The organism is Bacillota bacterium (genome assembly GCA_013178125.1).
In the GTDB taxonomy this organism is placed as follows: Bacteria; Bacillota; SHA-98; order Ch115; family JABLXJ01; genus JABLXL01.
This window is the reverse complement of record JABLXJ010000002.1, coordinates 217,996-232,678: the sequence shown is the minus strand read 5'-3', so window position 1 is coordinate 232,678 and position 14,683 is coordinate 217,996. Positions and strand designations below refer to the sequence as shown.

The following is a 14,683-nucleotide window of genomic DNA, read 5'->3' as shown; positions in this document are numbered from 1 at the left end:
CGTATATTACTCCCCGCGTAGTAAGATTACCCCCCGTGTATAGTCTCCTGGAGCAGCATAAAACAGGAAGCCGCGCTTCAATGCGAGGGTTTGCAGTTCCTTAAGAACCTCCCACGATATGTCATGAGGTATAGGTTCTCTCACCTTTGCCAACAGGAGTACACGTAAACCGGTCTTGCTGGATATCTTCTCAAATTCATTGAGTTTGTTAAGGGACCAATAATCCGTAGGCCATTTCAGTGGGAAGTTCTCCCACAAAATCCCATCGAGATACGGAGTGGTAAACCGGTAGAGGGTATCAATACCCGAATTCTGGATCAAGAGCGCATGCGGGAAGCGTTCTCTGATCTTCTTAGTGAGTAGAGCTGCAGCAGGCACCAATTGAGCGGCCAGAGATCTCGGTAAAAGGGGGTCTTCTACATCACCAATGGTATCTAAAAAGACGCCGTCACACCCCTTGGCCATTACGCATCGTTCCGCCATTTCTATAACTACCCGCGTCCAATGCTCTGAGCGTGGATCCATTATCCAGTTAGAGTATGCAGGATTGGTTTTCCTGCGACCCTCAATCACCAGGTAATCCCTGGGCTCAACATGACAGAAATCAAAGGAGTGATTTATCTCCAGCACGCTAAGATACCCGCACACAAGTGTGCCGCGACTGCGAATCCGTTGGATATCCCCTTCAGAGTATGCCGCTGGCTCCAGGATGACCAGGTCAAAACTGGCCAATAACTCCTCTTGGCCGAAGCCATAGTAAATGGCAAAATTAGCGGCCGAAGCCAATCGCTGGCGTACCGAATCATCAATCATGGCCACCCTCCTCAAACATCTTCACCCTCAAGTGAAGCTCAGGGGGATCGCTTCTCCCCATGTCACTACCGCAGGATCTCGGAGAGCTTGGGACGCCGTTGCCGAAATTGGTACTCTGTATACACCAAACAGCTCTCACAGGTATCCCCGTGCATGTGGCATTTCACACCGGGAATCTCCCAACAATTACCTCCAGACTTAAAGGCAGGACACGTGGCTGCAATCTGGGGCGGACACTGTCTCATGACCCAGCAATCCTCAAGTGCCTTCCCCCTGCGTTCAGGCTTCTGTTGCTTTATATCCCACAATTTGATAAAGGCATCCACAACCTTTGGATCCAATTGGCTCCCTGCAGCCGCCTTGATATCAGCTATGGCTCTTTCATAGGGCAGGGCCCCCCGGTAACCCCGGGAAGATACCTTTGCATTGAAAGTATCTGCAACCGCGATGATCCTCGCTCCAAGCGGTATCTCCTCACCCTTCAACCCGGCGGGATACCCCCAGCCGTCATAACGCTCATGGTGATGCCTTATAAGTGGAGCAATGGGCAAGGGTTTGCTCAATGGCTCAACAAGCGTGGCCCCTAGTTGAGCGTGACCCTTAATCTTTTCGTATTCGCTACTGCTCAGTTTGCCCTTTTTGAAGAGTATATCTTCACCCAGACCCATCATGCCAACGTCATGTAAGTAAGCAGCCAGTGAAATGGTCTCCACTTCCTCAGAGGATAATCCCATCATAAGTGATATCTCCCTGGCATACTTGGCTATGAGCGTGGAATGGTTGACGGTGCTCGGCTCCTGAGAATCCAATAAATCAACAATGGACCTGAGCGTTTCCAGGTACGACTGCAACATTTCCTCGTATATCTTGATGTCCCGGATGGTTGAAGCGATTCGCCGGGCTATGACCTCCAGGGCAGGACGCGTATAGTTCTCCATCTTCTTAAAGGACTTAAACAGGTAACCCAGGGTGCCAGGGCGACCCTCCGCGACAAACGGAATAACCCAGAGGCAATTTATATCCCTAGCTGCCAGCCAGGAAGATATGCGACTGCGGCCACCTTCCTCAGCAGTCAGTATTTCAGGCCTATCCCTCTTCATGAGAAGTTCACTAGCCACGGCAGGGTCTCTAGAAAGGCTCCTATAGACATCCTCCAATAATCCCCAGCATGCGGGCACCCATGGGGTCTTCCCTGGTTCGCCTTTTACAATCACAAATCCGCCATCGGCGCCAACCAGGCCGGAACCCAGATTTAGAAAAAGCCCAATCGCAGCCTCGCCCTCAAAAGTGGAGCGCATCATCGTAGCTGAAATCTGCGACTGGGCAGAAAACTCCTCCATCCGGAGCCTCAAGCCATCCCGCTCGGCCAGCAAAGCTACCATGTTGGCACACAAAAACGCCAATTCGGATAGGGCTTGTACCTGTTTGGGAGCGACCTTCCTCGAGGCTAAAGGCCCCACATGGATCACGCCCACAAGCCTCTCGCCTCGGAGTGGGATAGAGAGCAATGGCGCCGTTTGCTCACCCACAATGGCCACCCTGTCCGGTAGAGAATCTAGAGAAAGTCCCAATGGCGGATTGTATGCCTCTCTATTCGAGGCTACCAGGCCAGAATAACTGGGCCCCACTTCCACGTCTGTGGGTACGCTTTTCACAGCCTTCAGCACCAAGGTATTCTCTTTTTCTTCACGAATATAGAAATAGTAGCCATCAGCCTCCACGATACCTGCTACTATGTCCATAATCCGGACTAGGGCTTCCTCAAAGCTCAGCCTGATATCAACTATCGAGGCCAGCTCCTGCCACATCTGTTTGTCAGACCTTATTTTGGCGGTTAACGCCCTCATTCTTGCAATCTGGAGAATAGCCAGAATGATAGCTACTAGTAATAGAGCCAAGACTGCCGATATATACGATGCTGGCAATGGAGCGTTCCCCCAATCTTCCCTGCTTTTTTACTCCCCTTCCTGAGGTTTCATATTGTTAATTATACCACATTCTTATTGGATCTCTGGCCAGATGATTCGACGATACGTGTTCTTCACCAGCACCCTTCTGCAGGCATGGCTGGTAGAAAGATTCCTAGATTTGAGGGGCTTTACCAATATATGGCGTTGGGTCATGTTCGTACTGATATATTATTAGCTCGGAATCTTCGTAGAACACAGTAACATTTTTATGGGTCTTATGGAAAATTTTACACCAAACATAAGCCTCCTGTTCAAGATTTGCCCGCATCTCGGGGATTCTATAATATTTTTCTGTAGGGCCGGGGAAATCATCCGGATTAAGCCCGCGTTCCCAAATTTTTAATGGTACTTTCTCTATGAAAAAAAAGACATATTTAGTTGGTATAGGAGGGTCGAAATCCGGGTCCTCGGCGTGTTCGATCCTATACCTTCGAAAAAATTTCCATAGTTCTACATGATAACCATAACCCAATGATTCTTCAAACTGCTCGACAGGGGCTACCAGAGTCCATTCAAATTTGGGAAACTGGGCCTTAATTCGAAAGTAGTTTTCTGCTGCAGCCGGGTATTCAATCAAGGTAACAGGTGGATAGTATGGCGGAAGTGAAACAATTGTGTAGGCCATGGTAATTCCGACTAGCACAGTAATGAATCGATGGTCTATCAAAAGGGATGAAAGCATCACGAGTTCACTAATTGCAAATGCAAATAAAACACACAATACCAAGGTTATCCCTAGAGAAAGACGATAGATATCCATAATTGCTATGATAGAAAGCTCAGAGAGCCGGTAGAAGATGAGCATTATAATTGCCGCAAATCCCCAGGAAAGGCGAGCGGCGGATTGCCAAGAATTCTTACCGAGAATCAGCATGCGTAGGCCATTGCATATGATAACAAAAACCGCTGTACCTAAGCCTAAAAGGTACCAAGAAGGACCCTTGATAAACCCTGCGATGAATGGCAATATCTTTATAGACTTAGGGGCAGGGGCCCCGCCCGGGAGTACAACTGTAGAGGTAGCCCAGGTAAGAGAACCCTCTGTGGGGATGCCGCCAATAAAGCCGAGGAGGACTGGCAGATTGCCCAATACTATGCCGCCTAGACTTGCCAGGCAAAGACTAGCCAAATTTTTAAAAGTCAACTTCCTTAGCAAACATCCCATAGATACAATAGGAAGAGTTCCAAGTGCCAAATATCCGGTGCTGTATGGATGGATAAATGAAGTGGCAGCAACTGTTCCGAAAAAGTAATATAGATTTTCCTTGCGCGGGGTAAATATGTAGCGAACCAGGAACAATAGACCGGGTAGGACGAAGATGCTTGAGAACTCCATGGGTAACCCCCTCAGTTGCCGGTCAAAATCGGCAGGAAGCCATCGATGCATATCCAATCCAAAAATAACTGTCACCAGTATTGCAACCATGTCAGGTACACCTAGGCTTCGGGCCACATAGAAAATTGTGAGGATGAATAAGATACCGGCCACAGGACCAGTAAAGCGTATCACGTGGTAAAGATCCATGAAAGAAAGTGTACCAATAGTAGCCAAAATGGCATGGTATCCCATAGGATATAACTGGTCAACAAAAAGTCTACTTCGTTGAAGGTATTTAGCCCAAACCAGATGAACATAAGGGTCAGCCATCTGGGCACCTCCCAAAATGCATGTCCTTACAACTAGCGCTATACGGAGAGTCGCAATGTATGAAAGAGGCAATAGGACTGCCAAGATATATGGGCGCTTAACGATACCCAAAAGATTAGCTACTAGTATATCTTTGCGACTTTTGATGTCCTGGTAGATAGCTCCTTTAATGCCTCCTCTGCTATCAGCCATGTCCAGTAGCCCAATTACGATATTCATTCCCAAAGCTCTAGCTACTTTATCCGGCGAGCGGTCCCGCCTTTGGAGTAAAAAAATATATAAAAGAAAGTATACGATTATCAGAGAAAGCGCCTCATACAATTTAAGAAAAGCCAGAATGTAGACTACGATAACATTTACGATCACCATATAAGTGAGGCCAATAAAGAATTTATCAAGCAAACTAGCTTCCTCTCGGAAGTAGATAAGGCGACTGGGAATGAAAATATACAAGAGAAAGAAAAATATCAAGACTTTACCTGCTAGCATCCACGAATAGAAAGGGCTTACCACAGTAATAACCCTCCAATCAGCAATTATTCAGAACGTATTCCCGGTCTTACCTCAGGCCAAAACATCCTCACCTTGGGCACTCTCAATGCGAGACAAATGGCTATATAAACCAATCCACCAATTCCGAGCACGAGACCGACGCGCCAGACTTTGGTCGGCAGGTCTAACCCTTCTACGCGGCGTAATAAGAGCCTATTTAAAAAGTAAGCCATCGCTGCAAGAGAGAAAGATGCCACGCCTATCCGCCAGATCGAATGGACGATGCCTCTGCCCAGATACCCGACCCTCCTAGAAAGAAAATGGCCCAATGCCATGGCCTGTACTATGGTCCCTATCGAGGTCCCCAGACCGAGACCCGGTAACCCCCATCGCCGAACGAAGAACATATCTGATGCCACCGTGACAATGGTACTCACTACGGCTACATTCATAGGCGTTATCATGTCACCTAACGAATAGAAAGCCCGTAGGAAAAGATACGCAAGTCCCTGGGCTCCAAGCCCCAGGGCATAGGTAGACAACACACTGGAGGTCAGCCCAAGGGAATTGATATCAAAGGCTCCGTGCTGAAATAGCAAGGATACGATTGGCCTTCCCAGAATTACGAAGACAACTGTGAATGGAAGACAGATGAACATTGTCAGAACCAGACCTTCAGTAAGTACTCTCCTAAACTGCAGAAAGTCTCTTTCCCCAGCCGAGAGGGCGAGAGCTGGGAAGATCACGGTACCTATGGCCGCAGCGAAAACCCATATGGGGAACTGGGAAAGCTTAAAGGCATAACTCAAGCCTGCGATACTCCCCTCAACCAGGTTCGACGCCAACATCTTCTCCACGATGCCACCCGGTTGTGTCAAAAGGATCCCCGCCATCACCGGCCAGCTCTTATGCACTATACCTCTCAACCCTGGGTCGGTCCAGTCTGCCGTTGGCATATCCAGATGCCCGCTTTTCATCAGCGGCAGCAATTGCAATAGAAACATTGCTACCGTCCCTATCGTAAAGGAGATTGCGAGTATCTCTACCCCCAAAATTGGCGCAAGGAATAGCAGTCCAGAAAGGAATACCAGGTTCTGTACCACCGGGCCGAAGGCCGGAAAAGCGAAACGTCCCAATACATATAGCGCTGAATTGAAGAGCGCTGTGAGCACAAAGAAAGGCACTCCTGGTAAAAGGCAACTGAATAACATGCCAGTCAGGCTTCTGGTGGCCTCACTGAGCCCTGCTCCAACCCGGGCTATAAGAAACGGAGCCGCAAACCAGCCCAGTGCCGAAAGTGCCAAAGTAAGCATCAGGAGCAGGCCAGTGGTAGCTCCAAGTGTCCGTTTGAACCCCTCCGGATCGCCGTTCGCCCGATAGGTAGACAGGACAGGGACTGCCGCAAAAGTGATGCCGCCAGCAAGCACGGTGTTACCCACCAGGTCGGGGAGGTACAATGCCAGCATAAATGCGTCCGCGGTTCCCGTAGTCCCGGCGAAGGCCGCAAGCCGCGATTCCCGCACCAGTGCTATGATAGCCAGGACGATATTTGCGATAGCGACTATCACGATCGATTTGCTTATTTGTCGACTAGAAATTTCCATCTTTATTCCTTGTCTATTTCCAATTCATCAGGCTCAGATAATAACTCTCTAAGCGTGATACTGACTGGTCTATAGAAAAATTTATGCGGACATGCTCTTGGGCTGCGATGGCCTTGTTACGGCTCTCTACAGGATTTCGAACGGCTTCGGCTATAGCCAGAGCAAGGGCGTTGACATGTTGGGGGCGTACGAGCCAGGCATGTTGACTAGATAGAACTTGCCTATTCATGGGAATATCAGTGGCCACGATTGGTACCCCTGCAGCGGCAGCTTCTAGCAACGCCACTGGAAGTCCTTCCCATAAGGATGGAAACACAAATATATCGATAGCGGCGAGAATCTCCGGTATGTCTCGACGTTTTCCGAGGAAAATGACTTGCTCTTTTAGACCGAGATTATTTACTAAATTCCGTAGGTTTTCTTCTTCCGAACCATGTCCAATCAGCAACAGACGAAGATTTGGGAAATCTTTACGTAGATGGCCAACCGCCCTGATCAGGTAGGGGTGTCCTTTCTGCACGGTGAAGTTTGCTACTAATCCAAGTATGGGGCACCCATGTGGTATACCCAATTCCTTTCGAAATTCTATAATGTATTCTGTTGTACCCTTTCGGATCTCGGAAAACCGTGAACAATCAACGCCATTGGGGTTTATCCAGATTCTTTCCGGTGGTATATTGCTATTCTTGATGCAATGCTCTTTTACGGGTAAGGAGACCGCGATCAAACCATGACACCAACGTAAACTCACCCTGTCTATGATATTGCTCCAACGCCAGCCGGCACGTTCAGGATCTACGTTGTGAAGGGTAGTTATACACGGCTCTATCCCGGCAAGACGAGCAGCGATCCGTCCATATTGGTCCGCCCGATAAAGATGTGTATGGACAATGTCTGGGCGCAGCCGGCGATACAGTCTCGCCAGCTTCCATATAGCATAAGGCGTAAGGGTATCCAAATGGTACACTGGTATCCCGTCTTGCCTGAGCACTTCCGCCATGCCGTCGGGCCTTTCCCTCCCTAATACACATAGCATTGGTTCGAATTTCTCCCGGTCAAGCCTGCGCAATATATCACAGACGACGGTTTCAGTTCCACCCACTCCGAGATTTGTGATGGTGTGCAAAACCTTTATAGCCATTCCCTATTTCTCCTGTCACTTAACAGGTTATTATATATTGTAAGGTATTCAAGAACAGCCTTTTGCTTGGAATAAAGGGTTTTTACTCTTTTAAGGGCATTCTCTATGATACTTCGTCTCAAGTCCTTATCACTTGCCAATTTGTGAATGGACTGGGCAATTGCCACGGGTGAGGCTTCTGGGACAAGAAGGCCATTCTCTCCGTCCTCAATTAACTCAGTCAAACCACCAATATTCGACGCTACTATTGGAACACCGCAGGCCATAGCCTCCAAGGCTGCTATAGAAGTAGCCTCCACGATTCCTTCGGTTGTTATGGAGGGGATCACTACTATATCTACCGAGCGATACAGGCCAATCATTTGGTCTCTAGGAACGTCGCCCAATAATATCACATTATCGAGTTGGCATTCACGAATACATCGCTCGATTTCAGGTCGTTCAGGGCCGTCACCGGCGATTATTAACCTGGCATTTATTTGGTACTCCGATCTGAGCTCCTTGACTGCTAATATTGCGTAGATTACCCCGTTCTTCTTAACCAGCCTTCTGGGACAAAGAATAGTTACCCCCCCACTGAACTTGTCCGACTCAGAACTCACCGACTCACGAGGCGAAAAAAGCGTGGTATCAACGAAATTTGGAATTATAGATATCTTATTGGAATCTGCTCCAAAAGACTTCACGTACGAGCACAGACTCTTATCAACAGTTATTATATAATCTGCATCGCGATATGCAATCCGTTCTTCTTGAATCAAGTAACGTTCGGCATGCCCCCCCTTGACGATATTGCCCTTACTCAGGGCTTCACGCGTGAGGTACCCGTGTACTGTTAGAATTAACGGTATCCCGTCCGCTAAGACACAGCGATGAGCTTGATTTAGCGCACATACGTCCTGAGCGTGTATAATATCATATCGGCGGTGTCTAATAGCCTGACCAATTCTTGCCAAAAGCAATCTTCTTGTCAAATAATAGGTCACCATAAATCCTAACGATCGACCAGCGACAAATTTAAACTTTCTCAGAACGCCGCCCTCAATAGTCCAAAAGTCTCTAGTGATTCCAAATGCCGAAACAATATCCACCTGGTGTCCTAATTCTCTAAACGCAGAAGCCAAGGTGTTGATGTAAGAACCAACCCCGCCGGGAGAAGGCGTAACGTTTGTAACCAGCATTATCCTCATCTTAATCTTATCTCCTAAGTGGCAGGCATTTCACCAGTACCTATGGTACGCCGATATTTATTGAGTCAAGGTTTATGTGGGCGAGGACCTCCCCCGCCGGCGCGAAGCGGAATTCGCGAAGGAGCATCCGGAGTTTCTTCTCAGTGGTCCCCAGATTATGATAATGTACAAATCGCTTTGTAAGAGGCGCATGCAATATCGGCTGCCCCACATCGAGCTCCCAGGGGTGAATATATATCATCGCTGGGAACCCCATTGCATTTAAGGATTTGAGCGCTCTCCGGATGAAACTATAGGGGAGGGCCCGCAAAAAGAACCCTCCTGAGAAGGGTATTCTGATAGCCCCTCCTAAAACCTTCAGGACTGACGGAGGGAACTCAGTTATAGCATAGGCCCGTCCGAATCGGGGTTTATACGGGAAACGAGGCGCCCCTTGAAGCCCGAAGAGGGGTGTAAGGAACGGGAAGATACTAGAGTCATAGAGGAAACCTTCTTCCTCAAGGATGTCCAGGGCCCATAGGCTTTTGTGAGTTATGGACCAGGAGGGCGCCCGGTGAGCCCATACACCTCGCCCCGTTATATCTTCTATCATTCTCTTCGAACGCAGGAGTTCCTCTCTATATTCCACGGGCCGCTGAGTGTAAATGAGCCTATGGCGATAACCGTGCGTCCCGATCTCGTGCCCGCATTGACAGATCTCCCCTACGAGTCGAGGATGTCTTTCTGCCACGTACCCCAGGATAAAGAACGTGGCCTTAACCTGGTGATGGGCCAGAATCTCGAGCACCCTCTTTGTATTATTAGAAACTCTATCTTCATAAGCATCCCAGCGCCCAAAATCTATATTAAAATCGTTTCCGTGATACCAGTCTTCCACGTCTATCGTAAGGGCGTTGAGTATTCCAGGTTGCATATTCTTCTCCTTCTATCTATCTACGGGTTACCACAAATCTCCACATCACGGGATCAAAGATATACCTACAACACGCCAGGAAAAACCCGAGGGTGGGTCCCGGGTCGCTTAGAGAAATAATATCATCTTTGGTTTTAGGATCCCAAAAGTTGAAGAATCCCGGCTTCATCTCCCACCGTTTTGGGTTGGCAAGAAAATGAAGTATGTCCCCAGGAAGCAGCCACCGGCACCGGAGTCCTACTTCATACTCAAAGACTGGCTCCACGTCGCCATCCATAGCCATCCGGTAAAGCAGATATGGAAAATCAACCCCGCAGTCAATAGCCATCTGAAGAGATGCCCAAAACCTCGGATTTACTTCCATAAACATTGGCCGGCCATCCCGCGGATCAATCATAAATTCCACCTCACAAACCCCGTACCACCCTATACGCTGCATCAGTGCCACGGCCATATTCACCAGCTCAGGACGTTTCACGCTTTCCTGTAGGGTGCTTGGTCCCCCTGTTAGTGGATATTCCCGCAGCTCCTTTTGGACAAAAGCCGCCCGCACCACTGAATTAGGGTTAAAAAGCAGGCACACATCGTACTTTTCACCCGGGGGCACATATTCCTGTATCATGGGAAACGGGTAGTTGTTATGTACCTGATGATAAACAGGGATCAGATCCTCCTTTGAGAATACATAGCATATCCCCCTGGAGCCCGAGCTTTCCCTGGGCTTTATAACTACAGGGAAATCCAGGCTGTTGGCCAGTTCTTTTAGTTCCTCATCCTCAAGGCTGTGAGGTGTCATCGTTCGAGGGCATACAAGACCCGCCTCTCTTGCCAGCTCCAGTGTCTTGGCCTTGTCCCTTGCGAGGAGGAGCGTAGCGTGGCCTGGTATTGGAATCCGGGTGAGTGATTCGAATTCCTCCTTATGTCTAGCAATGTGTAATAATGCCTCGTCATCCATGGGGAAGACTACCTCGAAAGGGTTGGCACGTAAGAATTTGAGAAGACTCTTCAGAAATCCTTCCGGATAGCGACGTGGGGAGGGATAGACCAGAGATCTACGGCAATATTTGGAGAATAGGGCTGTGGCCATTCTGGTCTCTTCACCAGCACCGATGTATATCCCTTTCCTCCCCAGGGAACGCACTGCAGCCAGAGTCTTACGCTGTTGAGCGTCTGTAAGAAATACACTTCTCGTTGCTCGCACCCCCAAATCCCCGCGTCTTCCCCCTCGTATGTGTCAGAAGGTTTTCATGAAATAGCAGATCTCGGAGACTCTAGAGAATCAACGACAGGGGCACCTTCTATCCCGGGGTCCCACACAAAAGCATCCCTGAATACCCTCCTCAATAGCTTCGACAGGTCATTTCGAATGCCAAGCTTTACGCGTAAAAAGGCAAGCAATCCCATCCCCAGATTAGTAAGGCCATCCCTCACCCTTGCGCCTTCACGGTAGTAATTTATACGCGTGGGCAATTCGTTGTTAATCTTGAAATCCAGGAGTGCTGTAATAATGCCGATCTCCTGGGCGCAGCCATATCGGCGGCCCGTAAAATACTTAAGGAGGTGAGGGATTACCGCAGCCCCCATGAACCTGAACCCACATTCCACGTCATGGTACTTTACGCCCCCCAAGAAACTTGCCCAAAGAGAGAGACCCCAATTACCTATTTGTTTCAGCCGTGGATAGCCAGAAAGGTCCCTTCTGGTGAGCACGATATCATAGCCATGTCTCTTCATGAATTCAATCGCTGACGGGATCTCCTCAGCGCGGTGTTGGCCATCCGCATCGATGTTAATCACGATATCCTCTGGATCCACCATGCCTTTCTCAAGAAGCCCATAGACATAGCAGAAACCCGCAAGGAGGGCCCCCGACATACCTCTATTCTTTCCGAGGCGAATTAGACAAACCTTCTCTTTATCTCGCATCCACGCCTCGATAAGACCATAGGACGTATCCGTAGAGCCATCATCCACGACCACAATGATATCCACATACCTGTAGGCCCGGTTGAGCACTTCTACGACGGTTCTAGCCTCATTAAACTGGGGCATTACCAAGACCTTTTTCTCCAAAACCCCTTCCCTCAAGCTCATCCCCCATTTCAGCGGTTACAGATTCTAATCTAACTTCTCTTAACTTTCGGAGCATGTTTGATCATGTAGACCACCATCTTCCTGTCTTCATAAAACACTGACATATTGCCATGGCTCTTCATATAGGCTTCGGCCCACGCGATGATCTTGGCTTGGATTATGGCCCGGTTCCCCGGGTTCATGTAATACTATCCCGCCGTAGGGGTACCTTCCATCTTTATATATCTGATTTGAACCGATATACTTGGTCCAGGCAAGGTGGAGATAGGCATCAGATGCGCCGAGGTATGAATGAGTGAGCGAATGGTGGAATCGGAGATAGGCGGAATAGATAAGCACCCCCAAAGGTAGCAAGCCCTCCATAGGGTTGACCGCCCATCTCAGCCACGACGATAGTGCGGAGATTAATGCGCGTCTCTGACTCTCCATATACCCTCGGATGGCCGCCCCAAGCCCTCCGGTCCCCTCCGCCGCGTCCAGCAAGGCGGTTACGAATCCCATCCCAAGCTGCTCCACGAGCCGAATCGGGGATTGCCCCTGTCGCCAGACGACCAGGGCAATGATGCCGATGTAACCCACAACCAGTGAGAAATAGTCGTAGAGCCGCAGAAAGGCAAGAAGATGAACCAAAATGATTGTAATGCTCACCATGTGAATAAAGCTGATAAAGAAACGGTCAAGCCCATCCTCCCCTTCCCGAAAGCTCACGATGCGGCTGGGAAGGTAATAAAAGATGAGTAGAAAAAAGATTATGACCTTGAGTGCTGTAAGGTAACTGTACCAGGGTCCTATTATTACCTCTCCTCCCCCCATACCTCGCGGAAGAGCTGCCTCTTTGTCTTCTCCTGATGAATCTGGTAGACCACGAGATGCTTGCCCTGATAATATAGGCTCATATTTTTATGGGTTCTCATATATTCCTCCACCCATTGTCTGAGATGCTTACCCTCCCTTAATCGACGCCGATAAGTTTCTTGAACCTTCGGATCATCCAGGGGTACAGGATAGGGCTCCTTCTCGTAAAAAATGAATATATCCGACATCAATAGCCTCTCCCTCTTACCGGTTTGATTCCGGATAGCCAAAACAGGCGCCGTCGGGGAGTATCTGGCAAGAAAGTCCGATACCGACAAGTGCCAGCCGCGACCAAGGACCAACGCATAGTCTTCTTCGTTTGATACGATGAGCCAATCAGTAGGCAAATTAGTATGTGCTATCCTCAGGTACTGCTCAACCTCCTCATCCCACTGCATCTTGTATGGTTCCGGAGGCGTAGGGGCCCGGTAATATAACACTGCTGCCATGGATGCTATCGCCAACACTGTCAGCAGGGCTGTCATACGGCTATTGCTGCTTCTCCATTGAGCCACCTGATTGGGTGCTGGGTCGAGGCAGCGCCAAAAAAGCCCGTATCCGAGACACAAGGCTAGCGCCAGGAATTCACCAGCCCGCGCAGCAAGGGCCACGCTTTGGAGTCCAAACCGGGGAGCCTCATAAAGCGCGGTGGACCCACCAACAAGGAGTGTGACGAAATAGAGAGATGATCTCTGACTTCTATCTTGAACCAGGATCAAGCCATATAATCCTGCTGCAAGAGCCACAACCAATCCTGCAAGGATCGCCTCCGTCAACGGCGGCGGAGGGATAGCTGCCGTAGCTGCGGCAAACTCTGCAGAACTCCCGTGCAAACTCTTCCCCAAAGCAAGTCCAACTGCAAGGGGTGCTCCTGATACCAGGCCAGATAAGAGCGAACCCACGGTCAAATTGGCCAACCTGCGCCAGTTTACCGAGAAAGCCAGGATAGCAGCACCAGCCACTGCCAACATCCCTGCAGCGGCAAAAAAGGCCACCATGACGTGGCTCAGGCCCATCACCGCAAGCCCCTCGCTAGCAAGATACACATCCCTTTTATTCCCTTTTTGAAGAAAGCGCAGGCCAAACCACAGTGTCGGTAAAAGGAACACAAGGGCAAACTCCTGGGAGTTGGTGGCTGCCTGGCGCACGAATTCGCACGGCAGGTCCCGGCCCAAAACGCCGTAGGCAAAGGCCCCCACCAGGGCTGGAGTCTTTTGCCTGGTAAGCCTGGACAAAACATAATACACCGAAAGAGTGATCAGCACCCCGTTGAAGGGCCCCACGTATTTCAGTACCAGCAGGGGGTCGACCGCGGAAAACTTTCGCAATATGGAAAGGTATATATGGAATCCGTGAGGATATATGCCATCGTGGAACAGTTGGCGCCTTTCTACATATTTCATCCATGCCAGGGTCACATATGAGTCAGAGAGTGCAGGGGCAGCATGCCTTACGGCATCTATGAACCTGAGATATACTGCATACGAGAATATGCCAAGGAAACTAGCGGCCTGCAAAACGGAAAGCCAAGACACAAAAACCCCTTGGAGCGTTCTCCGCACTGCTTCCATCCCCTGGCGCAGGTAGCGTGCCACGCTCAACCTCAAGGAAACCGCCCCATCCAGCATGTCAAAGCTCAACTGAGCCATGTTGGCAAGGGTTGCTTTCAAGCTTTCACTGGAGTAGAGACTCCTCAGGCGTATCAGATAGATGATAAGATAGATCGCCCCCAGCGAGATTAGCTCATAAAGCCTCAACGCAGCCAGGAGGTACACGGCGAGGATGCTCCAGAAGCTCATTTGAACGATATTTGCAAAGAAAACATCCAGGAAGCCTTCGCCCTCTTGCTGCGGGAAAAGCCGGCAAGGCAGCCACACGAATACGAAAAGAAAAGCCAGGCAGATCCGGAGCATTGACAGGCAAATCACTCCCGGTGTGTACGTAAGTTACGACACCCCCTTTC

11 protein-coding genes are annotated in these 14,683 nt (G+C 49.4%); all 11 read right to left on the bottom strand.

Features of this window, described 5'->3' with window-relative positions; genetic code table 11:
- Positions 1-6: 6 nt before the first annotated feature.
- The 11 genes from HPY71_03320 to HPY71_03270 all read right to left on the bottom strand — a co-directional run bounded on the left by HPY71_03320 (position 7) and on the right by HPY71_03270 (position 14,633).
- Positions 7-813 (bottom strand): hypothetical protein, encoded by an 807-nt coding sequence (locus HPY71_03320; protein NPV52536.1) that lies wholly within the window; start codon positions 811-813, stop codon positions 7-9.
- Positions 814-878: 65 nt separating this feature from the next.
- Complete coding sequence (locus tag HPY71_03315; GenBank protein ID NPV52535.1) at positions 879-2,738, bottom strand: HD domain-containing protein; 1,860 nt, start codon at positions 2,736-2,738, stop codon at positions 879-881.
- 157 nt (positions 2,739-2,895) lie between these two features.
- A complete protein-coding gene (locus HPY71_03310) occupies positions 2,896-4,833 on the bottom strand; it encodes a hypothetical protein (GenBank protein NPV52534.1) in 1,938 nt (645 codons plus the stop codon).
- Positions 4,834-4,967: 134 nt separating this feature from the next.
- Complete coding sequence (murJ, locus tag HPY71_03305) at positions 4,968-6,491, bottom strand: murein biosynthesis integral membrane protein MurJ (GenBank protein ID NPV52533.1); 1,524 nt, start codon at positions 6,489-6,491, stop codon at positions 4,968-4,970.
- Between the two features lie 49 nt (positions 6,492-6,540).
- Positions 6,541-7,668 (bottom strand): glycosyltransferase, encoded by a 1,128-nt coding sequence (locus tag HPY71_03300; GenBank protein ID NPV52532.1) that lies wholly within the window; start codon positions 7,666-7,668, stop codon positions 6,541-6,543.
- On the bottom strand, positions 7,659-8,858 hold the full coding sequence (locus HPY71_03295) for a glycosyltransferase family 4 protein (GenBank protein NPV52531.1): 1,200 nt from the start codon (positions 8,856-8,858) through the stop codon (positions 7,659-7,661). Before HPY71_03295 ends, HPY71_03300 begins: the two co-directional genes overlap by 10 nt.
- Positions 8,859-8,898: 40 nt before the next feature.
- Complete coding sequence (locus tag HPY71_03290; GenBank protein ID NPV52530.1) at positions 8,899-9,771, bottom strand: DUF3473 domain-containing protein; 873 nt, start codon at positions 9,769-9,771, stop codon at positions 8,899-8,901.
- 16 nt (positions 9,772-9,787) lie between these two features.
- Positions 9,788-10,972, bottom strand: coding sequence for an ATP-grasp domain-containing protein (locus HPY71_03285; protein NPV52529.1), 1,185 nt, complete (start codon positions 10,970-10,972; stop codon positions 9,788-9,790).
- Between the two features lie 44 nt (positions 10,973-11,016).
- A complete protein-coding gene (locus HPY71_03280; protein ID NPV52528.1) occupies positions 11,017-11,865 on the bottom strand; it encodes a glycosyltransferase family 2 protein in 849 nt (282 codons plus the stop codon).
- An 87-nt stretch (positions 11,866-11,952) separates the two neighbouring features.
- Entirely contained in the window at positions 11,953-12,678 is a 726-nt protein-coding gene (locus tag HPY71_03275) for a hypothetical protein (protein NPV52527.1), read from the bottom strand.
- Positions 12,660-14,633, bottom strand: coding sequence for a hypothetical protein (locus tag HPY71_03270; GenBank protein NPV52526.1), 1,974 nt, complete (start codon positions 14,631-14,633; stop codon positions 12,660-12,662). The genes HPY71_03275 and HPY71_03270 overlap by 19 nt, the downstream gene beginning before the upstream one ends.
- Between the last annotated feature and the right edge of the window lie 50 nt (positions 14,634-14,683).

Bases quoted from the DNA above. Each gene is read 5' to 3' on its own strand.
- HPY71_03320 (NPV52536.1), bottom strand. From the start codon at position 813: ATGATTGATGATTCGGTACGCCAGCGATTGGCTTCGGCCGCTAATTTT.
- HPY71_03300 (NPV52532.1), bottom strand. From the start codon at position 7,668: ATGGCTATAAAGGTTTTGCACACCATCACAAATCTCGGAGTGGGTGGA.
- HPY71_03295 (NPV52531.1), bottom strand. From the start codon at position 8,858: ATGAGGATAATGCTGGTTACAAACGTTACGCCTTCTCCCGGCGGGGTT.
- HPY71_03290 (NPV52530.1), bottom strand. From the start codon at position 9,771: ATGCAACCTGGAATACTCAACGCCCTTACGATAGACGTGGAAGACTGG.
- HPY71_03280 (NPV52528.1), bottom strand. From the start codon at position 11,865: ATGAGCTTGAGGGAAGGGGTTTTGGAGAAAAAGGTCTTGGTAATGCCC.
- HPY71_03275 (NPV52527.1), bottom strand. From the start codon at position 12,678: ATGGGGGGAGGAGAGGTAATAATAGGACCCTGGTACAGTTACCTTACA.
- HPY71_03270 (NPV52526.1), bottom strand. From the start codon at position 14,633: ATGCTCCGGATCTGCCTGGCTTTTCTTTTCGTATTCGTGTGGCTGCCT.